This is a genomic window from Shewanella sp. 0m-6 (assembly GCF_052977325.1).
The window spans coordinates 74,016-96,892 of record NZ_JBRIMD010000005.1; the positions used below are offsets into that span (position 1 = coordinate 74,016).

Annotated in this window: 23 protein-coding genes; 15 read left to right on the plus strand and 8 right to left on the minus strand. The window is 42.6% G+C overall.

Annotated elements, in window-relative coordinates; all coding sequences use genetic code 11:
- Positions 1–286: 286 nt before the first annotated feature.
- Together rluC and ACVBJC_RS05470 are read left to right on the plus strand one after the other, a co-directional pair.
- A complete protein-coding gene (gene rluC / locus ACVBJC_RS05465) occupies positions 287–1,246 on the plus strand; it encodes a 23S rRNA pseudouridine(955/2504/2580) synthase RluC (protein ID WP_447159959.1) in 960 nt (319 codons plus the stop codon).
- The gene (locus tag ACVBJC_RS05470) at positions 1,243–1,890 is read left to right on the plus strand and encodes an HAD-IA family hydrolase (RefSeq protein ID WP_447159958.1); all 648 of its coding nucleotides are present in this window, start codon (positions 1,243–1,245) and stop codon (positions 1,888–1,890) included. Before rluC ends, ACVBJC_RS05470 begins: the two co-directional genes overlap by 4 nt.
- Before the next feature lie 186 nt (positions 1,891–2,076).
- On the opposite strand, the gene ACVBJC_RS05475 is transcribed toward ACVBJC_RS05470, so the two are convergent.
- Positions 2,077–3,441 carry a sensor domain-containing diguanylate cyclase gene (locus ACVBJC_RS05475; protein ID WP_447159957.1) on the minus strand — a complete coding sequence of 455 codons (1,365 nt, stop codon included), beginning with the start codon at positions 3,439–3,441 and terminating at the stop codon, positions 2,077–2,079.
- Between the two features lie 198 nt (positions 3,442–3,639).
- Positions 3,640–4,221, minus strand: coding sequence for a Maf family protein (locus ACVBJC_RS05480; RefSeq protein WP_447159956.1), 582 nt, complete (start codon positions 4,219–4,221; stop codon positions 3,640–3,642).
- A 740-nt stretch (positions 4,222–4,961) separates the two neighbouring features.
- Here ACVBJC_RS05480 and yceD point away from each other — a divergent pair.
- From yceD to ACVBJC_RS05535, 11 genes are all read left to right on the plus strand, one after another.
- Positions 4,962–5,486 (plus strand): 23S rRNA accumulation protein YceD, encoded by a 525-nt coding sequence (yceD, locus tag ACVBJC_RS05485; protein ID WP_447159955.1) that lies wholly within the window; start codon positions 4,962–4,964, stop codon positions 5,484–5,486.
- Positions 5,487–5,503: 17 nt separating this feature from the next.
- Positions 5,504–5,674 carry a 50S ribosomal protein L32 gene (gene rpmF / locus ACVBJC_RS05490; protein ID WP_012276873.1) on the plus strand — a complete coding sequence of 57 codons (171 nt, stop codon included), beginning with the start codon at positions 5,504–5,506 and terminating at the stop codon, positions 5,672–5,674.
- A 15-nt stretch (positions 5,675–5,689) separates the two neighbouring features.
- Positions 5,690–6,718, plus strand: coding sequence for a phosphate acyltransferase PlsX (gene plsX / locus ACVBJC_RS05495; protein ID WP_447159954.1), 1,029 nt, complete (start codon positions 5,690–5,692; stop codon positions 6,716–6,718).
- 10 nt (positions 6,719–6,728) lie between these two features.
- Positions 6,729–7,688, plus strand: coding sequence for a beta-ketoacyl-ACP synthase III (locus tag ACVBJC_RS05500; protein ID WP_447159953.1), 960 nt, complete (start codon positions 6,729–6,731; stop codon positions 7,686–7,688).
- A gap of 46 nt (positions 7,689–7,734) precedes the next feature.
- Positions 7,735–8,661: an ACP S-malonyltransferase gene (gene fabD, locus ACVBJC_RS05505; protein ID WP_447159952.1), complete on the plus strand. Its 927-nt coding sequence runs from the start codon at positions 7,735–7,737 to the stop codon at positions 8,659–8,661.
- Positions 8,662–8,670: 9 nt separating this feature from the next.
- Positions 8,671–9,417 (plus strand): 3-oxoacyl-ACP reductase FabG, encoded by a 747-nt coding sequence (gene fabG / locus ACVBJC_RS05510; protein ID WP_447159951.1) that lies wholly within the window; start codon positions 8,671–8,673, stop codon positions 9,415–9,417.
- A gap of 158 nt (positions 9,418–9,575) precedes the next feature.
- A complete protein-coding gene (acpP, locus tag ACVBJC_RS05515; protein WP_011496723.1) occupies positions 9,576–9,809 on the plus strand; it encodes an acyl carrier protein in 234 nt (77 codons plus the stop codon).
- Between the two features lie 243 nt (positions 9,810–10,052).
- Entirely contained in the window at positions 10,053–11,291 is a 1,239-nt protein-coding gene (gene fabF, locus ACVBJC_RS05520; protein WP_447159950.1) for a beta-ketoacyl-ACP synthase II, read from the plus strand.
- Positions 11,292–12,038: 747 nt separating this feature from the next.
- Complete coding sequence (locus tag ACVBJC_RS05525; protein ID WP_447159949.1) at positions 12,039–12,407, plus strand: hypothetical protein; 369 nt, start codon at positions 12,039–12,041, stop codon at positions 12,405–12,407.
- 65 nt (positions 12,408–12,472) lie between these two features.
- Positions 12,473–12,967, plus strand: coding sequence for an acyl-CoA thioesterase (locus ACVBJC_RS05530; RefSeq protein WP_447159948.1), 495 nt, complete (start codon positions 12,473–12,475; stop codon positions 12,965–12,967).
- 144 nt (positions 12,968–13,111) lie between these two features.
- On the plus strand, positions 13,112–13,987 hold the full coding sequence (locus ACVBJC_RS05535) for an NAD(P)-dependent oxidoreductase (protein WP_447159947.1): 876 nt from the start codon (positions 13,112–13,114) through the stop codon (positions 13,985–13,987).
- Positions 13,988–14,075: 88 nt separating this feature from the next.
- Here the strand turns inward: ACVBJC_RS05535 and cdd are convergent, their stop codons facing one another.
- Positions 14,076–14,966 (minus strand): cytidine deaminase, encoded by an 891-nt coding sequence (gene cdd, locus ACVBJC_RS05540; RefSeq protein ID WP_447159946.1) that lies wholly within the window; start codon positions 14,964–14,966, stop codon positions 14,076–14,078.
- A gap of 96 nt (positions 14,967–15,062) precedes the next feature.
- Entirely contained in the window at positions 15,063–16,475 is a 1,413-nt protein-coding gene (gene sbcB / locus ACVBJC_RS05545) for an exodeoxyribonuclease I (RefSeq protein ID WP_447159945.1), read from the minus strand.
- Positions 16,476–17,097: 622 nt separating this feature from the next.
- Between sbcB and rlmA the strand changes: the two genes are divergently transcribed.
- Together rlmA and ACVBJC_RS05555 are read left to right on the plus strand one after the other, a co-directional pair.
- Positions 17,098–17,904 carry a 23S rRNA (guanine(745)-N(1))-methyltransferase gene (gene rlmA, locus ACVBJC_RS05550; protein ID WP_447159944.1) on the plus strand — a complete coding sequence of 269 codons (807 nt, stop codon included), beginning with the start codon at positions 17,098–17,100 and terminating at the stop codon, positions 17,902–17,904.
- A gap of 303 nt (positions 17,905–18,207) precedes the next feature.
- Positions 18,208–18,414 carry a cold-shock protein gene (locus ACVBJC_RS05555; RefSeq protein ID WP_012155714.1) on the plus strand — a complete coding sequence of 69 codons (207 nt, stop codon included), beginning with the start codon at positions 18,208–18,210 and terminating at the stop codon, positions 18,412–18,414.
- 523 nt (positions 18,415–18,937) lie between these two features.
- On the opposite strand, the gene ACVBJC_RS05560 is transcribed toward ACVBJC_RS05555, so the two are convergent.
- From ACVBJC_RS05560 to ACVBJC_RS05575, 4 genes are all read right to left on the minus strand, one after another.
- Positions 18,938–19,837, minus strand: a complete 900-nt coding sequence (locus ACVBJC_RS05560; RefSeq protein ID WP_447159943.1) for an ABC transporter ATP-binding protein — start codon at positions 19,835–19,837, stop codon at positions 18,938–18,940.
- A complete protein-coding gene (locus tag ACVBJC_RS05565; protein WP_447160017.1) occupies positions 19,834–20,643 on the minus strand; it encodes an ABC transporter permease in 810 nt (269 codons plus the stop codon). Before ACVBJC_RS05565 ends, ACVBJC_RS05560 begins: the two co-directional genes overlap by 4 nt.
- A gap of 134 nt (positions 20,644–20,777) precedes the next feature.
- Positions 20,778–21,425: a YceH family protein gene (locus ACVBJC_RS05570; protein WP_447159942.1), complete on the minus strand. Its 648-nt coding sequence runs from the start codon at positions 21,423–21,425 to the stop codon at positions 20,778–20,780.
- Between the two features lie 119 nt (positions 21,426–21,544).
- On the minus strand, positions 21,545–22,378 hold the full coding sequence (locus tag ACVBJC_RS05575) for a CvfB family protein (RefSeq protein ID WP_447159941.1): 834 nt from the start codon (positions 22,376–22,378) through the stop codon (positions 21,545–21,547).
- Positions 22,379–22,877 lie beyond the last annotated feature (499 nt).

Below are 22,877 nucleotides of genomic sequence, written 5' to 3' on the forward strand. Positions count from 1 at the left end.
AACCAGTCGTAAGTTGGGTTTTCGTTTTAATTTAGTCGTGAAGGCGCATGTACTGGCCTTTTGATTGATACAACGACCCGTAAATCAATGATTTACTATCAAACCGTAAACATTTTTAGTCTCATTCTGTAACGTAACACTAGGCTGATTGGTGGATACTTTATCCACGGGTTATCACCGTTAGCGGGGGAAATATAGCAATAATAGATAAAATCAGCAAATGGAAAGGCACAATTCTTTTGAGTTGTTGTACAATGTGCCGTAACGAAATACATAACGGCGCAGCATGAATACTCCATCTCAAAAAGCACAAGTTCAATTGGTTACTATTGATGAAGACCACGTTGGACAACGTATCGATAATTTTCTTCTGACAAAACTCAAGGGTGTACCTAAAAGTATGATCTACAGGATCGTGCGTAAAGGTGAAGTGCGAGTTAATAAAAAGCGTATTAAGCCTGAGTATAAATTAGCCGATGGTGACATTGTCCGTATTCCTCCTGTCAGAGTGTCTGAAAGTGATAGCAAACCAGGTCCTTCGGCTAAGCTGACTAAAGTGTCTCAGCTTGAAGAACGGATCCTTTTTGAAGATAAGTATCTCATTGTCCTCAACAAGCCATCAGGTATTGCTGTTCACGGTGGTAGTGGCGTTGAGTTTGGTGTGATTGAAGCGATGCGCTCTTTACGTACTCAGCAAAAGTTTCTAGAGTTGGTTCACCGCCTAGATAAAGAAACTTCTGGTGTGTTACTGATCGCTAAGAAACGAAGTGCTTTAAGACATCTTCATGATCAACTGAGATATAAGAAGATGCAAAAAGACTATGTAGCGCTTGTGAGAGGCGAGTGGCAGAGCCACGACAAAGTCATTAAAGCACCATTACTTAAGTTAACGCTTAAATCAGGTGAACGAATTGTTCGCGTGAATAAAGAGGGTAAAGAGTCTGAAACTCGCTTTAAGGTTTTGCAGCGTTATAGCGATTCAACGTTAGTGCAAGCCAGTCCTGTAACTGGGCGAACCCACCAGATCCGTGTTCATTGCCAGTTCGCAGGACACCCGATTGCATGCGATGAAAAGTACAGTGAACAAAAGTTTGATGACTCAATGCGGGCACAAGGCTTAAACAGGTTGTTCTTACATGCGGCTCAACTTAAGTTTACTCATCCAGAAACTGAAGAAGTGATGCAAGTTAAAGCCCCACTAGATCTAATACTCGAATCAACCTTAAAGAAGTTAAAGAAAGTATGAAGCCCTACGAATTAGTCATCTTTGATTGGGATGGAACCTTAATGGACTCCATCAGTAAAATTGTTACCTGCATGCAGCAGATGGCCATGTCGTTATCTATGGTTAGCCCGTCAGAGTTAGCGATACGAGATGTGATTGGTCTGTCTATGGATGAAGCGCTCAAAACGCTATATCCGATGATGCCTGTAGCAGATTTCGAACCCATGATTAATTCGTATAAAGAGCACTACTTAACACTTAATTCTACGCCGAGTCCGATGTTTGATGGCAGTGAACTGTTATTGAATGAGTTGAGCGCAAGGGATTATCGCCTTGCTGTCGCAACAGGAAAAGGCCGTAATGGGTTAAACCGTGTATTAAATGAAACAGGGTTGGCGCGCCACTTTGAATCAAGTCGCTGCGCCGATGAATCAAAGAGTAAGCCCAACCCTGATATGATCCACGAGTTACTAGAAGAGCTTAAGGTTAAGCCTGAGCGTGCTATTATGGTCGGCGATTCACTGCATGATCTTAATATGGCCAATAATGCCGGGGTTGATGCAATTGGCGTGAGTTATGGTGCACATAGTGAGTCAAAATTGCTGCTTGCCAAACCTAAAGCCATTATCCATAAGCCGATAGATTTACTCGGTGTACTGGCGTAATTTTATTTAGTCACTCTCTTATACTTAATGGTATTCCAATCTGAGTGAGAGGGGGCTTCAGTCTTACTCAAGCGATTCTGGTTAAGATAACGCTAGCTCAGATAATGTTGACTAAGACGCACGACTAAACGGTGTTTAAAACATGCCAATAAGTGCTTTGCAATTTGCAATTGCTGCATTTGACCGTTAAACCCGAATCGCTCTGGTTTGTTTATGTTTAAACATCTCATTATCGGCACAGCTAATAAGCGAAGATAATTCAACCGAAGTATCATCGACTAGATGAAGCCCAATGCTGGCACTAATCTTGATTGGCGCTCCATTGATCGTAATATGGGTGCAGAGTGCTCGCTCAAGTTGCTTTCTGAGTCTATATAGTAAGCTTTGGTAGCCAAAAGGATGTTGTTTACATTCTAAGGTGGTGATTAGAAGAAACTCATCACCACCAATACGGGCCACAGCATCACCTTGTATGCTAGTTTCAGTCAAAATATTCGCGACCGCTTTTAACACCTGATCACCTATTTGGTGGCCATACTTATCATTAATTGACTTGAATTCATCAATATCTAAGTATGCAATCGCCAGTTTCCTACCATTGCGTCGGCCTACCTCTATGAGTTTTTCAAAAAGTTGGAATAATGCGCGCCTGTTAGCTAAGCCGGTAAGGTAGTCGTGATTGGCCAGATATTCGACTTTATTTTTTGCGTGCTCAAGCTCGGTAATATTGTGAGCTGACACTATGGAGCCTCTAATTTTTCCTGCCGAATTAAAGTAGGGGTTATGATGCACGTCGAGAAATAATGGGCTTTCAATATTGGGCGGGTGAACCCAAATTTGAGTTTTGATTTGCTCACCTTTATAGCATCGGTCCAGTAATGGTTTTATCTGATGTTCAAACGTTTCCAGGCCGTGAAGTTCTATAACGGATTTGCCAATGATCTGATCTTGGGGGAGGTTAAATAATGTCTCATAACCTTTGGAAACGACGCGGTAAATGTAATCAGTATCGACAAATGACATATATTGTTCAGACGAAGCTATCATCTGTTGACGCTGCTCTAGTTTTTTGGTGACAAGATATCGATGGTATTCAACACCAATTCGTTGTGCCAGTAGCCTAAAAAAGGCCATGGATTTGCTGTTTTCAGTTTGGGGATGGGGATCTAACACGAAAATGTGACCGAGTACTTCACCCGCTTCACTTATTATTTTTTCTGCTTGGTAACTATTTGCCCCCAAGGTTTTGATGATATGAAAATCTGGAAACCGTTTTTGTAGATCACGACTAAAGGTAAAATGGAGTTTTTCTTTTTCTATATATACCCGTTCACAGGGGGAACCTTTTAGTTCAAATTCAAACCGAGGTAAACTTTTTTGTTGGTCACAAAATGCTATGACCTCACCGAAGCCTGCCCGCTTTGATGGACGAGCAAAGCACGCCCAACGACAATGTGTCACAAGCGTTAAGGCGCCTAATGCACGAGTAAAGAAGCGCTCATCGGTACAAGGTGCTGCAAGTAAAGCTAGCGCTTCTTCAATGTTGGTCATAATCCTTGCTCAAAAGTTATGCCGTCTGTACTCTATAAAGCCTTAATTAACTGCCTGTTTGTTGTAGATTTCTATTGTTCTACGTAGATTAAATGACGACATCTATTCCAATTAGTAGCTAAATTTTAGTAGAGGTATTATTAATCTGCTTTATATTTTCAGCCCCCAATGGAGCTGTTGTTAGTATCGTGCGGGGAATTAAAGTACGTCCACACCCTGTAAATGAAGCAAGTCTATTAGTGAAATTAATGGTAATCCAATAAGTGTGTTTGGGTCCTTTCCTTCTAATCTCTCAAATAATGAGATCCCAAGCCCTTCACTTTTAAAGCTGCCAGCACAGTAGAAAGGTTGTTCCATATCGACATAACGACAGATCTGCTGATGATTCAGAGTCCGAAAGTGGACAATAAAGGGCTCAACGATCGCTTCCACATGCGAATTCTTACCATTATGTACAGCAAGGCCTGTATAGAAGGTAATTGCTTGCCCGCTAGCAGCTGTAAGTTGTTCAATCGCTTTTTCACGAGTTAATGGTTTACCAATAATTTGTCCATCGATCACGGCGACTTGATCTGAACCTATCACTATACTATTGGGATTGCGCTGTACACCTGCAGCGGCTTTGAGTTTTGCTAAGCGCAAAACTAAATCGGTTGGTGACTCATTATCTAACGCCGTTTCGTCAACTTCAGGAGAGCAACAGCTAAATTCCAATGCAAGTTTTTGCAGAAGTTGTTGGCGAAAAGGTGAGGTTGAAGCAAGAACAATTGAAGCTGACATAGACTTAAGCCTTGAAGTGTTTATCGCGATATTATGATAGGCGCGTTTGAATGGATGATTATACGAATTATTTTACTTGAATAAATACGTAAAGTGACACTGAAAATCACGATCATAGGGTGATTAATATTAGGTGTAGGTGGTAAGGGGGGAAACACATTCTTGTTCTTTGCGCTTAATGGTTTCGTTACGCTTTATAAGTTGATGTACCCACAAACAGTTGGCGGCATAGGCGAAAGTAGTCATCGCTATCATGTACCAAAGCACCCTCCCGTAAACCCTTGAGCATAAGAAAATTGAGAAGGGGTAGTATACTTACACTAAAATTTGAAGTTACGAGCGTTAAAGGTGGCATCTTACTCGCGCTAACGCTGTAGTATTATCAGCCCAATGAGCATGATTATTGGTTTTGATGGCTAGATTATTAATAATATTACGTTATTCAGAGACTTGAATTTTATGTTTATCAATGCGGTTTATTGGCCCGTAATGAGAGAGAATAGAGGGAATCGGTTGCAGTTTATGGTCATCTTTATTAAGAGCGTCACAAAAAAAGATTAACGCGATGGAATTACGAACACTTAAACGCATTTATAGATGAAATATAATGTCATGCTTGCTGTGTTTCTTGTACAATGCGGTTACCTAACAACTCACTTAGCTGAATCAAACGGCTGTTCATCACCTAGAATGTATAAGGGTGTTGACTTCTGTAAAAATTCACCTAAAATGCGCGCCTTATGCAAACAGTAAAGATACCGGTTTCAATTGATCCCGTTCGCGCTGCCAGTAGCCAACTTTCCTATGAAGGCTTGGTGCCTGGTAAGCAGTTAAAGCGATTAAATGAATTATGTGCCGGCGACTGTTCTGATGTGGCAGTGTCGCTTGAATGTGGCGTCGATATACAGGGGATAGTCTACCTTAACGGGAAGGCTGTGACGGAGCTCACTCTGGATTGTCAACGTTGTATGACACTATTTACCACTGAGGTTACGGTCGAGTTTAGTTTTGGTCTTTGTAAGACTGAAGCCGAAATCGATGAGCTCCCGGATGCGTATGAGCCTATTGAGTGCAATGAAATTGGCGAAATTCGTCTGCATCAATTGATCGAAGATGAATTGATAGTTGCTATGCCCTTGATTGCCATGCATGAGAATGAAGATTGTCATCTTGGTAAACAAGATATAGTAGTAGGCGAGATCGAACCCGCTCAAGAGGAGCGTCCAAATCCGTTTGCAGTGTTAGAAAAACTGAAGAGCAAGTAATCTAGGAGACAGGGCCAATGGCTGTACAACAGAATAAAAAATCTCGTTCTAAGCGCGGAATGCGTCGTTCACACGATTCTTTGGGCACAGCTCAATTATCAGTGGATGCAACGAGTGGTGAACTTCACCGTCGTCACAACGTGACTGCGGACGGTTTCTACCGTGGTCAAAAGGTTATCAACAAGTAATTTGTTGAGACCCTGATGACAAATCTGACGCTTGCGTTAGATGCGATGGGGGGCGACTTTGGTCCCCGCATCACAGTGCCTGCAACTTTGCAGGCACTTCGCTTAAACCCCCTCCTAAAAATCGTACTCGTTGGCGACAAGTCGCAAATAGACGAACATTTAGTGTCTGCCGAACCGGCAATAAAAAATCGCATCGAAATTAAACATACAACTGAAGTCGTTGCTATGTCAGATCGTCCTGTTCATGCCCTAAGAAACCGCAAACAAAGCTCAATGCGTTTAGCAATCGAGTTAGTACGTGACGGTAAGGCACAAGCGTGCCTGAGCGCTGGCAATACAGGAGCGTTAATGGCGATGTCAAAAGTCTTGCTTAAGACTTTGCCTGGTATCGACCGCCCAGCACTTGTTAGCTGTCTACCTGCGGTAAATAATACTCCCGTTTATTTACTAGACTTAGGTGCAAATGTATCGTGCGATTCTGAAACCTTATTTCAATTTGCGGTGATGGGCTCGGTGCTTAGTGAAACAGTTGATAAAACCGTCTCACCTAAAGTCGCGTTACTCAATGTGGGTATCGAAGAAATTAAAGGTAATGATCAAGTCCAACAGGCTGGTCAGTTGCTGCAACAAATTCCTCAAATAAACTATACCGGTTTTATTGAGGGCGATGAGATTTACTCTGGTAATGTAGACGTGATCGTTTGTGATGGTTTTGTAGGTAATATCACTTTGAAAACCTCAGAGGGTATTGCTCGTTTACTGGTCCATCAGCTTAAAAAAGCGCTAGGACAAGGTTTTTTTGTCCGACTTTTGGCTAAAATCATCGCTCCACGTATACGTTCTTTGTTAAATCAGATGAACCCCGACCACTATAATGGCGCAAGTCTGATAGGATTGCGCGGAATTGTAGTAAAAAGTCATGGGTGCGCAGATGAAGCTGCTTTTTTACAAGCAATTACTTTGGCAGTAACCGAAGCGCAACGTCGACTCCCGCAGATGATTGAAGATCGTCTGGAGTCGATTCTTTTAGACATTAATAGCTGATAAATTCCTTATGTATACAAAAATTCTTGGTACTGGTAGTTATCTACCGGTGCAGGTGCGTAGTAATCTCGATCTTGAAAAGATGGTTGAGACGACAGATCAATGGATCGTAGAGCGCACTGGTATTTCAGAACGTAGAATCGCCGCAGCGGACGAAACCGTTGCCACCATGGGATATAGAGCTGCATTAAAAGCCATTGAAATGGCGGGTATTGATGCAAGTGAAATTGACATGATTGTGTGCGGTACAACGAGTGCTAGTAATGCATTCCCAGCAGCAGCATGTGAAATACAAGCGATGTTAGGGATTCATACTATTCCTGCATTTGATATAGCGGCGGCCTGTTCAGGGTTTGTTTACGCTTTATCTATTGCCGATCAGTATGTGAAATCGGGCGCCGCGAAAAATGTCTTAGTGATTGGCGCTGATGTGCTTTCACGTCTTTGCGAGCCTGAAGACCGTTCGACCATTATTTTATTTGGTGATGGTGCCGGCGCTGCAGTGGTTGGGGCGTCAACAGAGCCGGGAATTATCTCTACTCATATTTTCGCCGACGGTCGTCATGGTGATTTACTGAAATGCTCAATCCCGCCACGCAAAGGTGAAACGTCTGAAGCGGTGGGTTATATGACCATGAAGGGCAACGATGTATTCAAAGTTGCTGTGACTCAGCTATCTCATGTTGTGACTGAAACATTGCGTCATAACAATATTGATAAATCAGAAATTGATTGGTTAGTTCCGCATCAAGCGAACTTTAGGATTATTAAAGCGACGGCAAAAAAACTTGATATGAGTTTAGATAAAGTCGTTTTAACACTGGCTAAACACGGTAATACGTCAGCAGCTTCTGTGCCTATCGCGCTAGATGAAGCGGTGAGAGACGGACGTATTCAACGTGGTCAAATGTTACTACTAGAAGCCTTCGGCGCAGGATTTGCCTGGGGAAGTGCTTTAGTTCGTTTTTAATAATCGTCTTAGAATGTGCAGATGTTGATTTAAAAAGGTGATAAATATGGAAAATACTGCTTTTGTATTCCCTGGGCAAGGTTCTCAAGCATTGGGTATGTTAGCTGAGCTAGCACAAGACAATGCCATCATTACAGAAACCTTTGCTCAAGCAAGCAGCACGCTTGGCTATGATTTATGGGCGCTTGTACAACAAGGTCCCGCTGAAACATTAAATGAAACGGACAAAACACAGCCTGCTTTATTAGCTGCCAGTGTCGCTATTTACCGTGCTTATTTAGCATCAGGGAAAGCTATGCCTTCAGTGATGGCTGGCCACAGTTTAGGCGAGTACTCAGCATTAGTATGTGCTGGAGTGATTGATTTTGAAGCGGCAATTAAGCTAGTAGAACTTCGTGGTCAGCTAATGCAGCAAGCGGTACCAGCTGGTACCGGTGCAATGTTCGCCATTATTGGTTTAGATAATGACGCTATTGCTAAAGCGTGTGAAGAAGCAGCACAAGGCGATATCGTGAGTCCTGTTAATTACAACAGTCCAGGTCAAGTGGTCATTGCAGGTGAGAAAGCCGCTGTTGAGCGCGCTGCTGCACTATGCAAAGCTAACGGCGCAAAAATGGCTGTTGCACTCCCTGTAAGCGTGCCTTCGCATTGCCAATTAATGAAACCAGCAGCAGAACAATTAGCCGCTGCATTAGAATCGATTGAGTTCAGCGAACCTTCAGTGAAAGTGATCAACAATGTTGATGTTGCCAGTCCAACGTCAGCGGCAGAGATTAAAGATGCCTTAGTTCGTCAACTTTATTGTCCCGTTCGTTGGTCTGAAACTGTAGAGCTAATGGCATCAAAGGGTGTGACTAATTTGTTTGAAATGGGACCTGGTAAAGTACTAACAGGCCTAACAAAACGTATTAATCGTTCGCTTTCAGCACAAGCTGTAAACGATGTTGCATCACTAACGGCGTTGACCGAATAAGGAAATCTGATGAGTATAAGTTTTGACCTGACGGGTAAAGTTGCCCTAGTCACTGGCGCTAGCCGAGGAATTGGCCGTGCAGTAGCAGAAACATTAGTTTCAGCAGGTGCGGTGGTTATCGGTACCGCAACCAGCGAGCGTGGCGCAGAAGCGATTCAAGCTTATTTAGGCGATAAAGGCCATGGTCTTGTTTTAAACGTAACAGATGCTGACTCTGTAAAAAGTTTGTTTGAAACGATTAAAGAAAAAGCAGGCGATGTTGACATTCTTGTTAACAATGCCGGTATCACGCGTGACAATTTGTTAATGCGAATGAAAGATGACGAATGGCAAGATATCATTGATACTAACCTCACATCAATCTTCCGCACTTCAAAAGCGGTCATGAGACCTATGATGAAAAAGCGTCACGGACGCATCATCAATATTGGCTCTGTGGTAGGTACCATGGGCAATGCAGGGCAGACTAACTACTCTGCTGCTAAAGCTGGTTTGATTGGATTTACAAAATCTCTTGCAAGAGAGGTTGCATCTCGTCAAATTACAGTTAATGCTATTGCACCTGGATTTATCCAGACAGATATGACAGATGAGCTGACGGAAGACCAGCAACAAGCTATTATGTCTCAGGTGCCAATGGAAAGACTTGGTCAGGCGCAGGAAATTGCTAACGCAGTCCTCTTTTTAGCGTCAGACTCTGCTGCTTACATCACAGGGGAAACTCTCCATGTGAATGGCGGTATGTACATGGTTTAAAGGGAACGGCAGACAGCTATCGCCTCATGGGGTGATCTGCATCAACTGTGGGCCTGATTGTGGTTAGACCACGAAAGTTAAGCTTGCAATGTCTGCCAAATTCAATAAACTACTCGCAATCTTGCGCAAGTGCGTAATTTGAATAGGAAAGAAAACTAATGAGCAACATCGAAGAACGTGTAAAGAAAATCATCATCGAGCAACTAGGTGTAAAAGAAGAAGACGTTAAATCAGCAGCATCTTTCGTTGACGATTTGGGTGCGGATTCTCTAGACACTGTTGAGTTGGTTATGGCTCTGGAAGAAGAGTTTGACACCGAGATCCCTGATGAAGAAGCTGAAAAGATCACTACTGTTCAAGCAGCGATCGATTACGTTTCTAAGAATCAGTAATCTAGAATTCTTGAAAACAGGCGGCATTTTTGCCGCCTGTTTTTGTTTGTAAAAGCCGCTGGTTGACATAACGTTTTAATCTTCGCTTTCTCAATACTTGTTGACCTAAAATAAGTATTATCCCAACCAGAACTGGCACATACCCGTTGAAACCGTGTTTTCAAGACAAGGGTATAGGCATTGGTAGTTCAATCTCTTTGCAGCTATCATCATTATTCATTTTTAAAGTAAAAAGGTGACCGCGTGTCTAAACGTCGAGTAGTCATAACGGGCTTAGGCTTAGTCAGCCCAGTGGGAAATACAGTAGATTCTTCTTGGAAAGCATTGGTTTCTGGAAAGAGTGGTATCGCGCCGATAACTAAATTTGATGCTAGTGAGTTCACGACTCGAATTAGCGGTTCTGTAAAAGACTTTGATGTCGAACAGTACATGTCTCGTAAAGACGCGCGTAAGATGGACTTGTTTATTCAGTATGGTATGGCTGCAGGCATTCAAGCTGTCGAAGACTCAGGTCTTGAGATGGATAAACTTGATCCATCACGAGTCGGTACGGCTATTGGTGCGGGTATGGGCGGCATGCCGCTTATTGAGCAAAACCATGCAGCGCTGCTAAAGGGCGGCCCACGAAAAGTTTCACCTTTCTTCGTTCCAAGCACGATCATCAACATGATTGCTGGCCATCTTTCGATTAAATACGGCATGACGGGCCCGAACTTTGCTGTGACTACGGCTTGTACTACAGGTGTGCACAACATCGGTTTTGCTGCGCGTACTATTGCTTATGGCGATGCTGATGTAATGGTTGCTGGCGGCGCTGAAGACGTAACTTGCCCATTAGCGGTAGCAGGTTTTGGCTCTGCAAAGGCGCTTTCAACACGAAATGACAATCCTGAAGCGGCAAGCCGCCCTTGGGATAAAGACCGCGATGGTTTTGTTATTGGTGATGGTGCTGGAGTCATGGTTGTTGAAGAGTACGAGCACGCTAAAGCCCGTGGAGCAACGATTTATGCCGAACTTGTAGGTTTTGGTATGAGTGGCGATGCTTTCCATATGACATCGCCACCAAGTGATGGTGCAGGCGCAGCTGCGGCAATGGTTAATGCAATTAACGATGCCAAAATTGCAAATGAGTCGATTGGTTACATTAACGCACACGGCACCTCAACACCTGCTGGCGATAAAGCAGAAGCCGCAGCGGTTAAGTCGGTATTTGGTGCTCACGCTTATGATCTGTTGGTGAGCTCGACCAAATCCATGACTGGCCATCTGCTTGGCGCTGCGGGTTCTGTTGAAGCCATTATCACCATATTGGCGTTGAAAGATCAGGTTGTTCCTCCAACACTCAACCTTGATAACCCTGATGAAGGTTGTGATTTAGATTTCGTTGCTCATACCGCGAGAGATTATAAGTTTGAATATGGACTATGTAACTCATTTGGTTTTGGTGGCACAAACGGCTCATTACTTTTCAAAAAAGTATAGTCGGCTGATTTAATATAAAAAAAGCGCCTTATGGCGCTTTTTTTATATGTGGAGTTATTAATGGGATCCGGTAATGATTTAATAATTAATGCAGAGTTATACCAATCTGTATAAGAAGTTGATCTACTCAGAACGTTTTTTGGCAAACTAATTCAAGGCGAATAACTGAAAGAATGGTTGCTCCCTTATGACGTTGTTCAAGGCAGAAGTAGGTAGCCAAAACGCTCCAGAATGGCGAGTTTTAGCGGCTCTGATACTGTGACTCTTATGGAACAAGAGGGAGCTTAAACGTAGAATGACTATGCGCTTCACTCGTTGCAAACCACATGGTCTTGTATGTTCCCGACATACATAAGACATCTCCTCCATCCCTGGAGGTCAGATGTGGTGAATGTCATTAATGCACGGCTATATGGATATAGGAGGTAGAGTAACGCAGGAGCAGTTACCGAGGAGCATTTAATGACCTTGTCTCAGTGCCGCTAAACTCTCGCTGAGCGACCAAATCTTTATACTGATTGGTATTAACAGCCAAAATACTCTTATTTTTTCTTTCATTTTAGCTTTAGGGGTTCAAAAATTTGCGTTGTTTCACATTATTAAAGGTAAATATTAAACCATCATGTTGGCCAGATTAACCTTGGTTAATGTGCAGGGAAGACGCTAGAATTTGAGTACCATTAGGAAGATACTGCAAATAACTGCTCAGACTATGAGCCTTGCATAATTTATCTAAGGGACACGAAAGTGCTTAATCCAATAGTTATTCCTATCATGCCACTGCTAGGCATTATTACCGCCAATATTAATGAGCTTATTCGTGGTGAATCAGTAGCCCGCTTCCCTAAATTGCAGTTAGGTGTAAAGACATTTAACCTAGCGGTTGCGGCTTTCACCGTGGTGTGGTTTGCCTTGCTGGTAACGGCTATTGATGTAAGTAACGCAAACAGTGTACTTGCAGGCATTGAAGTGATGGGGCTATTTTTAGCTGGTATTGGTATTTATACCCTGTCCAATGGTGGTAAGTATTTTAGTGAGAAAACACAGTTATGGGTTTATCGCTTGGCTTTACCTACAGTGTTAGCGGGTTGCTTTTTCGTCGGTCAGTTTGGGTAAACAGTGCTGCTAGGCTGAATTTGGCGTAAGATACTCAATAGTCAGTAAATGTATTGAGGTCCTATATGGCGGGTTTAGAAAGACAGTTAACATTAAGGTTCCTGGCGGAGCCAGCAGATGTTAACTTTGGCGGTAAAGTTCACGGCGGCGCGGTAATGAAGTGGATTGACCTTGCTGGCTATGCTTGTGCGGCAGGCTGGAGTGGTAAATACTGCATTACGGCTTATGCAGGTGGTATTCGATTTGTTAAACCGATTCACGTGGGTAATATCGTCGAAGTAACCGCGAAGGTGATTTACACTGGCAGAACCTCCATGCACTTAGGGGTTGATGTTAAAGCTGGCGATCCTAAGTTTCCCGAGCGCCACTTAACAACCCATTGTGTGTTAGTTATGGTTGCCGTTGATGATGACGGACAACCAACCGCAGTCCCTGATTGGCAGCCAGTACTCGCTGCTGATATTGAGCTTCGAGAATCAGCCATTCGACTCATGGATATGCGTAAGAAGATTGGAGCTGAAATGCAAGCGCATGTGGATCTGCAACCTTCACTGCAGTGAGCCACGCACTATCTGCTTAATTAGTTGACTAAAGCTAGCCTAAGGGCTGGCTTTTTTATTGTCTGTTTAACGCTGTTTTATTTTATTATTAGCTATTAGAATGGGTAAAAATATTACAAACCTCCCTCTACAATAGGACGTAAAATGGCGAAAGTCGGATTCATTGGTTTAGGTGTTATGGGTTACCCCATGGCGGGTCACTTAGCAAAACACGGTCACCAAGTTACAGTTTATAACCGTACCGAGTCTAAAGCACAGGCATGGGTAAAAGAGTTTGCTGGTGAGTATCAAACTACCCCAAGAGCTTCAGCACAAGGACAGGAGATTGTTTTTGTTTGTGTGGGTAATGATGATGACCTACGCCAAGTCACCTTAGGTGACAACGGGGCATTAGCCGGGATGAGCGCTGGCAGTATCTTGGTGGATCACACTACAGCTTCAGCCGATGTCGCACGTGAAATTGCTGCCGCAGCCAAAGCACACAATATTGGTTTTATGGATGCTCCAGTGTCAGGTGGACAAGCGGGGGCTGAGAATGGTGTGTTGACTGTAATGGCAGGAGGCGAACAAGTCACATTTGATACTGCTAAGCCTGTTATTGACGCCTACGCTCGTTGTGCTGAGCTGCTTGGAGACGTGGGAGCGGGTCAATTAACTAAAATGGTCAATCAGATCTGTATTGCCGGTGTTGTGCAAGGCCTTGCTGAAGGATTACATTTTGCCCGTAGCGCAGGCCTGGATGGCGAGAAAGTGGTCGAGGTGATAAGCCATGGGGCGGCGCAGTCTTGGCAGATGGAAAACCGCTACCAGACTATGTGGAAGGGGGATTATGATTTCGGCTTTGCAGTGGATTGGATGCGAAAAGACTTAGGCATAGCGCTAGAAGAGGCGCGCCGAAATGGCTCTCATCTGCCACTCACCGCTTTAGTTGATCAGTTTTATTCTGAAGTTCAGGGGATCGGTGGCAAGCGTTGGGATACATCGAGCTTAATGGCCAAGCTAGAGAAGAACCGCAGCTAATGGCTTTAACGTAGCAAATAGCAATTAAAAGTTACCCATAAAAAAGGACCATGAGAATGGTCCTTTTTAGTCGCAGAGGCTAATGAAGTTACTCTGGTTCTACAACGATATGTTCAAGTTCAACAGCGGCAACATTATGTAGGGCGTCCATTGCTGCACCTACCAATGAAATTGTACCTTTAGAAGACTCAATCAATACGGCGCGATTGATCTCGCTGAAATCGCGGTTATGACGTGCCATAGTCGACAAGGCCATCTGCATTGGCTGCATTGACGGATTAAATGCAGCGTTCTCAGCATAACGGCCACAATAGGTCGCACCATCTTTAGTTTCTAATACCACCGCGGCATAATTTTGGGTGTACGGCGCATAACTTAGGCTAGCATGATCGAGACCTTCAATAATCATAGGATCAGTAGAATCTAACGTCAGGGTATGCTGCTGCTTAGTTAGCAAGGGCTCGGTAACGTTTAAGTCACTTGGCCCGAACGCATAAGGTAAGTAGTGCGTTAACGGCTCAACTTTCTGAGCGGGTAGATGGATCTTTACCTTGCTACCTTCAACCAACTCATTGATAAATTGACGACAATGTCCACAAGGTGATGCGTTGACTATGATGTCTTCAATAATGGTCTCACCGCTTAACCAAGCATGACTAATCGCGCTTTGTTCGGCATGAACAGAGTGAAAAAGCGCTTCACTGGGGAGCTCAATATTCGCGCCCATATAGATATCGCCGCTTTTGCCTTTGGCGATAGCACCAACGTAAAACTCACTAATCGGTGGTCTAGCTAAAGCCGCAGCAATAGGCAGCAACGCTAATAGTAATTCGTTAAGCTCCATGTTGCTTTTAGCTTGGAGCTCGCTTAGTTGCTGTGCATCGATATGGCCAGCAAAATCTTTATCGAGTAACGGCACAATTGCCGTTGCTAATGACTCAGGTAACTTAGCTATGCTTTTTAAGAAGCGGTCTTGCATACGCTATTTCCTTTTTGTTAACGCTAATGAAATATCATTCTAGTAAGCTTGTTACATACAGAATGAGATGAAGGTCGCATTTATTGGCTATAAAATTTATAAGCTTCTAAGATAATGACACAAAGCTGCTAATAATTTTTGTTTGGATTCATCTTGCTCGGTTTCTTCGAGTAAGTTTTCTAGACGAATGATGTAATCAGGATCATTGAGTCTAGTTTGGCAGAATTCGCGCCAGCGGTACTGCTCTGAGTCACTTAAGGTTTCAGGGTAGTTACGTGCTCGGTATCTAAACAACATTTCGCCTAGGCGTTCGTCGTCAAAATCAAGCTCTATCGCCGCAAGGTTGCTTGCTTGTGTGTTGCGGATGATTTCAATCTTGGCTTTGTCAGCAGAGCTGAAAAAACCACCGCTATATAAAGCTTGGTCGGTGTCTACGGCTCTGTCTTCGTGCTCAACATCAAATACTGCAACCAGCTTTTCTCTCAGCTCAGGGTGTAGCTTCAATTTTTTGTATTGCTGACGAGCAAATGCTTTATCAAAATCGAGTCTGGCAGCATTCTCGTCAGTTAACGTATTGGCAGCAGCAATAAAGGGACTCTTGTTGATATGGATTTGCTTTAACCCAATCGGTAACTCATCGGGTGCTAAGTCAATGCGACGGGTATACATGCGCTCACGAATTTCATCGACGCTTAATTCAAGTAACGGCGAGATATCCATCGCCAAATTAACGCAAATTACCGCATTTTTATTAGTAGAGTGATAGGCCACAGGTGCAATGATGGTGGTACAACCATTCAGTGCACTGATTTTAGAACTAACATGCACAAGTGGCTTCATTTCAAGCACGTCAATTAACTTTGATACTGCTTGTTTTTGTCTCAGGCTAAAGTAATAGTCAAATAGCTTAGGTTGCACAGATTTAATCAATTTAGCCATATCGATAGTCGCATAAACATCTGACATCGCATCATGGGCTTTTTCATGGCTTAAACCATTGGCGACGGTAAGCTGCTCAAGTTTAAAACTTGGTGAGCCATCTTCTTTTTCCGGCCAATTTATGCCTTCAGGTCTAAAAGCGTAGCAGGCACGAACAAGATCGATAATATCCCAACGACTATTGCCGTTTTGCCACTCGCGAGCATAAGGGTCGATAAAATTACGATAAAAACCGTAGCGCGATACTTCATCATCAAACCGTAATGAGTTATAACCCACAACACAGGTCTTAGGCTGACTAAATAAGCCGTTAATTTTGTCCATAAACTCAGCTTCAGGCATACCTTTAAGGTTTGCTAGCTGAGGAGTAATACCCGTGATGAGTATTGCTTCTGGTGACGGTAGATAATCGTTAGCGACCTTACAATAAAAGGTTTCAGGCTCACCGATAATATTAAGATCCATATCTGTGCGCACGCCAGCAAACTGAGAAGGCCGGTCTTTCGCTGGGTTAGCACCAAAAGTCTCGTAATCGTGCCAGAAGAGGGTAGGTTGGTTATTTGCAGACATAAATTTAGTGGCTATCACAAACAATAATTGTGGTTATCATAGCACTGCCACACTTTAAATGTCTTCGTTTGCGGAGTCTAATGTACCTTATTAGCTTGAGTTTAAGCCTATTTGCTGACTGGATCGAAAAAGATAAGCGCAGTAGAATAGCGCTCCGTTTTTAGGGGGGGCAAGTTTAAAGCTCTTTTGACTCTGTCATACCCATTGAGCCCTAATGAAAGTTTTAATGTGGATCCTAATGTGAGTATTAGTACAAACTACTCATTTTCGATCGGTTTACTTGAACACGTCGGATTGCTTCGATGCATTCCTGAGATACTAAGGACATGCTTTGGCTCTCATTCGTGGGCTGATAGTGGGCAACTACAATCGGGGCCATGCCAAGTCGCTCTGCTTAACACTCATTTTGTGCGTGCTTTAGGGGGGCTAGATAGAGACTGCTTCTTGACGCCGGGTGATCTTCGGTACTTTATACTAACCTGTTTTGGCCATTAGCCATTGAATTGGGCTCTACTTAGTGATGACGCTTTATCTTGCATCTTTATTAACAACTTGTTCAGACAAAACCTTATAGATTTCGCTGGCCTCAGCATTGAGGCCCCCCTTTTTTGGAGATTGATAAATGATTTACCGCTGCCCGTTATGTGAACAGGCTTTATCTAAAGATGATAAAACTTGGTATTGCGCCGCAAACCATAGGTTTGACTGCGCCAAAGAAGGTTATGTAAATCTGCTACCAGTGCAAAAGAAAAAGTCCAATGACCCTGGTGACAATAAAGAGATGATGTTTGCCAGACGTGAATTTCTGAACAAGGGGTATTATCAAGTTCTGAGCGATAAAGTGAACCTGCTCGCTAATGAATACTTAGAAGATGCACGTTTCGGTTTAGATATAGGTTGCGGCGAAGGCTACTACTCCAATCGTTTGGTAGAAAGCTTGCCGAGTGATTTCAGCCTTTATGGTGTCGATATCAGTAAATCAGCGCTTAAGTATGCCGCTAAGCGTTACCCCAATATTTCATTTAGTGTGGCAAGTGCATTTGATATGCCATTTCCTGATGATAGCTTTGACTTTATGCTACGTATTTACGCTCCATCATTGGATGTAGAGCTTAAACGAGTGATTAAATCTGGAGGTATCTTAATTACTGTTTGTGCTGGGCCTAGACACCATTTCGCACTTAAAGAGCTTATATACGATAATCCGAAAGAGCACACCGAGGAATCTTCTCAGATAGAAGGCTTCGAGTTAATCCATCAAGAGAGAATAGAGCAAGTACTAACGCTCGAGGATGCTGCCGATATTGGTCACTTTTTAAAAATGACACCTTATAACTGGAAGTTAACAGAAGAGCAAAAATTAGCGTTAGCTAAATCAGGCTTAAGTTGTGAGCTAGACTTTAAAGTTGAAGTCTTTAGAGCCTTGTAAATCAAAGGGTGTAGCTTGTTGTTTGTTTTTTAAACGGTTATTGGGGGTGGGATTCTAATTTGTTGGATGTGATTTTTTGATACATTTAGCAAGCTATAGAAATATAAGTAAAAACACCTTAAATAACGATGCGAATGAGTGTTGACATATGATGAGAATGGTTTATAGTGGTTGCAGCTTGAAGGTTAGGCTTATTTTTATGTGTTCAATACGACATGTTCGTCCTGTTAACATTAAGTAAACCGGCATTTTCCAGCTCTACTGCCGTTAAGGCTTTAATTTATATTTACAGGATTCAATATTATGTCTCAAGTTACTGGCGTTGTTAAGTGGTTCAACTCTGATAAAGGTTTCGGATTTATCGAGCAAGAGTCTGGTCCAGACGTATTCGTACACTTCCGCGCTATCAACTCTGACGGTTTCAAAACTCTTGACGAAGGTCAAAAAGTTCAGTTTACTGTTACTCAAGGTCAAAAAGGCCCACAAGCTGAGAACGTAACTGTAGTTTAAGTTACCAGCTTGATTAGCACTAGCTAATCACACAGAATTTTGAAGAGCCGTGGTTTACCACGGCTCTTTTTTCGTTCACGACTTTTGAAAATAAAATACTAAATATAAGCGTGATATAAGCCTCTCGTAGTTAACTTCTTGTTAGTAGCAAGCTATTCGCCTGTTCGTTAGTATCCAGCTCTGTGCTTCCCGTTTCTATCTAAACTTGCTTAGCTTTGACATTATGCATTTATCCTAATCAGCAATCAGCAATCAGCAATCAGCAATCAGCAATCAGCAATCAGCAATCAGCAATCAAACAAATCAATCATTCTCGCGAAATAATACGCATACCTTGACGTTTACCTATGGCCTTGAATGCTGGTAAAGCTTTTAAGCTTCTAGACATCAGATGTTTGCTGTAAATAAAGTCGTTATAAAAAACTGGCGATAATCTCACTCGAAACATACGGATAGTGAAAAGTGCTTATAAAAAACGGCGCCTAATGGCACCGTTTAATAATAAGGCGAGTGATTGTGTCCACTAGGAGAATAGCTTCTCTTCTAACGTTCGACCTTTCAACAACGCTTTATATTGCCAGTTATGCTGTTTAAATAGGGTTAACAACGCCATCTCAATTGCATAGGCTTCTTCGCTATTATGTTTGATGAGAAACTGGTTAGACTGACGCTCCTCTATGGAGCTGATATCCGCCAATCCCAATACCGCTTCTATAAGGGAGCTTGCCTCACATTGCTGCATCGTTAGTGTTAAATAATCTTCATGCTGAGACTCATTCATAGACACTGATTGGCTGAGTTGGCCTTGCTCAAGATAAAGTACTTGATCGCATAGTTTTTCAAGCTCATCCAAATTGTGTGAACTAATGACAAAAGTCATTCTATCTGAGAGAAATTTAACTAGCTCACGGATTTTCTTCGCATTTGCAGGATCTAAACCCGCCGTAGGTTCGTCTAGTAAAACCAGCTCTGGTGAGCCTATCAGCGCTTGTGCAATAGACACACGCTTTGACATGCCATGGCTTAATGACTTGGGTTTTTGCTGGGCACTATCGGCTAGATCAACTAAAGACAATACTCGTAGAGCTTCTGCTTTTGCCTGTTTTTTAGCATAACCTTGCAAGGTAGCAAACAACGTTAGCTGACTGATCACATCAAGATTTGGATCAAGCGCAGCATCTTGTGGTAGTGAGGCAATACGTCCAAGTAGCTCAGGACTACCAGGCTTGTGGCCTAATAATGTTACTTCTCCAGATGTTGGTGTGATATAGCCGCACAACAGACTAAATAGCGTGGTTTTACCTGCACCATTAGGGCCAACCAGTGCTATAGGCCTGCCTGCATCGAGTGTAATATCAACTTGCTTTAGCGCTTGTTTATTGCCGTAGGACTTAGATAGACCTTTGCAGTTAATTAAACTCATAGTGCGCTCCTATTGATATACATTTTGCCTAAAAATAACAGCACAACGGCTTGGATTAACGGCACTGGAGCATACATAAAGCTGCTAAGCCCTTGGGTATTTATCATTAACGAAATCTGCGAGCCAGGAAGAAGCCACTTTAATTCACTAATAATAGGTAAGTAGTTGTTGATAATCGCGATGCTAATAGACATAGCTGCCCAGACTAAGATGGCATAGATCGTTGCTTGGCGGGCAGAGCTCGCATAAAGAGACAGAATTGCCATTAATGCGGTGTAGGGCAGCAACACTATAATCAAATTAAGGGTAACGATGAGTCCTGAAAATAGCGCCGGTATGAGTAAACTCGGATCTCTGCTAATTGCGAATAAGATCGTCGCGATAACGGTTAAGGCTAGCAGCAAGCTTTGCAGTGCCATATGACCGAGAAAGCGGCCAAAGAATAGGCTGTCTCGACCCACCCTAAGGGTTAAAAATCGAAAGGTTCCTCGGGATTTATCTGTTGCAAACTGATCCGCGGATACAAAAATACTGAAAAGAGGGAAGATATAAAGCGCAGCAATCCAGTAGACGGCCATTTCGGCAACAGGCCATTTAAAGAGTTCACTGACTGCTTGTTGGCCAAAAATGCCTTCTATTAATCCTCTAAAATCTGGATTGATCAAAAAGCTTGATGCGCCACTAATGGGGTAGAGCAAGATAAGTAGCCAAACGAGGGCGAATGCGACAAGAGCGATTAATCCTCTAGGATTGAATAGCATCTTTTTGACTTCGAATTGTGCAAGTAAAAGCGTATTTCGAAGCATACTATTTTTTTGGGGGGCGTTTTGCAAACTAATCCCTTAATGTGAAGAGCGGTAGAAAGGGTCAGGTTAACACCTATTGATTAAATGGGTTAACCTTAACCTGGTAAATTAACATGATAGATAGTTAAGCTTTATCATTTATCCAGCAGTTGCTTGAGCTGTGCTTTTAACTCAATGACTTCTTGTTCAAGTATGTTAACTCTCGTTTCAAGCCCACTATTTTGTTGAATGATTGCATGATCTGCATTTTGAGATGGTTGAGAGTGTAATTCACTGTCATTGGCCTCAGTAAACAGTTGGCGGTAGCGAGCTTCACGCTTACCAGGCTCTTTAGCTAATAACATCACAAGAGGGGACTCTCGCCTTTGGAGTTCATTTAGCGTCGCTTCAACTTCGCTGACATCATGAAATTCGTGTAATCGATTACTTCGGGTTCTTAGTTCGCCTGGTGTTTGTGGCCCTCTGAGTAATAGAAGGCAGATAACTGCTAATTCAGAAGATTTAAGTTGTAGATCGCTAAACTCAGTATTACAAAAACGATGCTTGTATTTTACCACTCGACTGCCAAAACCTGATTGTTCTGAGATCAGCCTTTTTTTGGTGAGATTATCTAAGGTATTTTGTACTTCTGATTCACTGAGATCCAGAACCGGATCACGGCTGGTTTTTTGATTACAGCCAGAGGTTAAACTGTTGAGAGAAAGTGGGTATTGTTCTGGCGTGGTGATCTCTTTTTCGAGTAATACACCAATAATGCGCGCTTCGTGTGGAGTCAGCTCCATATTCACCTCTTAATAAAAAAGCATGACTTTGTTATAACAGAGCCATGCTTTAATGCAAAGAAGCTTTAATCGAGTTAACTACGCAATTGCTTTGTTTATAAGCAATATAGCGATTTAATTTATTCTTCTAGACGGATGCCATCTGGAGAAATAGTGATCTGTTTGTTTTTATATAGGCCACCGATACTCTTTTTAAAGGCTTTTTTACTCATCGATAGCTGAGAGTAAATAACTTCTGCGTCGGTCTTATCATTAAGTGGTAAGAAGCCGCCAGCTTGCTTGAGCTTGATCATGATAGTCACTGAATGCTTATCTAGCTCTTCTTTTGCTCCTTTTTGTAAAATCAGGTCGATTTTACCGTCGCTTCTCATGCGCTTAATGAAGCCTTTAAGCTTTTGGCCAAAGCTTAAGCGAGTATAAACCTCGTTCTTATACAGTACGCCCCAATGGGTGTTATTGATAATCGCTTTGTAGCCAAGATCGGTGCTGCCACCAATAATAAGGTTAACTTCTTCATCTTCGCGGAATGTTGGCTGAGTGAGGTCAAGAAATTTATCTACTTTTGCAGACGCAACAATTCGGTCATCAACATGGCTAGTATAGATATAAACGAGGTACGACTTTCCAACTTCAATCTCTCGATGTTGCTCACCAAAAGGTAATAATAAGTCTTTTTCTAAGCCCCAATCCAAAAACGTACCGTATGGGCCGTTTTCTTTTGCTTCCAAATAAGCAAATTGACCCACTTGAGCGTATGGGCGGCTCGTGGTCGCAATGATCATGTCTTCTGAGTCTAGATAGAGAAATACATTAACCATATCTCCGACTCGGCAATCCTTCGGCACAGCCTTACGAGGAAGCAGTACCTGGCCCATCTCTTTCGCGTCTAAATAGACACCAAAATCAACTTGTTTGACGACTTCGAGCTTACAGGTTTTACCTATCTGGATCATGATGTTCTCTACTTTAAAAACAGTAACGATTAATTTCAGCTGCGATTATAGTGGAAATTGTTTCAATATGCTTTAGCCCGTTGAAACTAATGCTCAATAGCTCGTATTTCACTGTAATGACAAAAGGGCATTTATCACGAATTAGGGAGGAAATGCTACGTAATGTTATCACCCTATTATAAGCTAATGATAATTTGGGGATTAATTACCACTAAATGCGCTTATGAGTCTTGCATTATCATGAGTCTCAAGGTTTAATTGCGCCGCAAAAATCAGTGGGAAAAGCGCTTCGTTCGTATTCTCATTAAAAAAGTGCCTTGCAATGGTTAGGCGATACTTGAAGTAACAAATAGATTTTTATGGATTAAGTTTTACATGCTAGTTTTAAAGGCATACATTTATTACTTCATAAGAATTTGAAGTGATCTCTACTTTTGAGAGATGGCTTGTTGTTAAGTAAGTTAATGCTCTTGCAGCTACGCGTTGTGTGGTCGTAGAG

Excerpts from the sequence above, each read along its gene's own strand:
- rluC (WP_447159959.1), top strand. The coding sequence starts at position 287 with ATGAATACTCCATCTCAAAAAGCACAAGTTCAATTGGTTACTATTGAT.
- ACVBJC_RS05470 (WP_447159958.1), top strand. The coding sequence starts at position 1,243 with ATGAAGCCCTACGAATTAGTCATCTTTGATTGGGATGGAACCTTAATG.
- ACVBJC_RS05475 (WP_447159957.1), bottom strand. The coding sequence starts at position 3,441 with ATGACCAACATTGAAGAAGCGCTAGCTTTACTTGCAGCACCTTGTACC.
- ACVBJC_RS05480 (WP_447159956.1), bottom strand. The coding sequence starts at position 4,221 with ATGTCAGCTTCAATTGTTCTTGCTTCAACCTCACCTTTTCGCCAACAA.
- yceD (WP_447159955.1), top strand. The coding sequence starts at position 4,962 with ATGCAAACAGTAAAGATACCGGTTTCAATTGATCCCGTTCGCGCTGCC.
- rpmF (WP_012276873.1), top strand. The coding sequence starts at position 5,504 with ATGGCTGTACAACAGAATAAAAAATCTCGTTCTAAGCGCGGAATGCGT.
- plsX (WP_447159954.1), top strand. The coding sequence starts at position 5,690 with ATGACAAATCTGACGCTTGCGTTAGATGCGATGGGGGGCGACTTTGGT.
- ACVBJC_RS05500 (WP_447159953.1), top strand. The coding sequence starts at position 6,729 with ATGTATACAAAAATTCTTGGTACTGGTAGTTATCTACCGGTGCAGGTG.
- fabD (WP_447159952.1), top strand. The coding sequence starts at position 7,735 with ATGGAAAATACTGCTTTTGTATTCCCTGGGCAAGGTTCTCAAGCATTG.
- fabG (WP_447159951.1), top strand. The coding sequence starts at position 8,671 with ATGAGTATAAGTTTTGACCTGACGGGTAAAGTTGCCCTAGTCACTGGC.
- acpP (WP_011496723.1), top strand. The coding sequence starts at position 9,576 with ATGAGCAACATCGAAGAACGTGTAAAGAAAATCATCATCGAGCAACTA.
- ACVBJC_RS05530 (WP_447159948.1), top strand. The coding sequence starts at position 12,473 with ATGGCGGGTTTAGAAAGACAGTTAACATTAAGGTTCCTGGCGGAGCCA.
- ACVBJC_RS05535 (WP_447159947.1), top strand. The coding sequence starts at position 13,112 with ATGGCGAAAGTCGGATTCATTGGTTTAGGTGTTATGGGTTACCCCATG.
- cdd (WP_447159946.1), bottom strand. The coding sequence starts at position 14,966 with ATGCAAGACCGCTTCTTAAAAAGCATAGCTAAGTTACCTGAGTCATTA.
- sbcB (WP_447159945.1), bottom strand. The coding sequence starts at position 16,475 with ATGTCTGCAAATAACCAACCTACCCTCTTCTGGCACGATTACGAGACT.
- rlmA (WP_447159944.1), top strand. The coding sequence starts at position 17,098 with ATGATTTACCGCTGCCCGTTATGTGAACAGGCTTTATCTAAAGATGAT.
- ACVBJC_RS05555 (WP_012155714.1), top strand. The coding sequence starts at position 18,208 with ATGTCTCAAGTTACTGGCGTTGTTAAGTGGTTCAACTCTGATAAAGGT.
- ACVBJC_RS05560 (WP_447159943.1), bottom strand. The coding sequence starts at position 19,837 with ATGAGTTTAATTAACTGCAAAGGTCTATCTAAGTCCTACGGCAATAAA.
- ACVBJC_RS05565 (WP_447160017.1), bottom strand. The coding sequence starts at position 20,643 with ATGCTTCGAAATACGCTTTTACTTGCACAATTCGAAGTCAAAAAGATG.
- ACVBJC_RS05570 (WP_447159942.1), bottom strand. The coding sequence starts at position 21,425 with ATGGAGCTGACTCCACACGAAGCGCGCATTATTGGTGTATTACTCGAA.
- ACVBJC_RS05575 (WP_447159941.1), bottom strand. The coding sequence starts at position 22,378 with ATGATCCAGATAGGTAAAACCTGTAAGCTCGAAGTCGTCAAACAAGTT.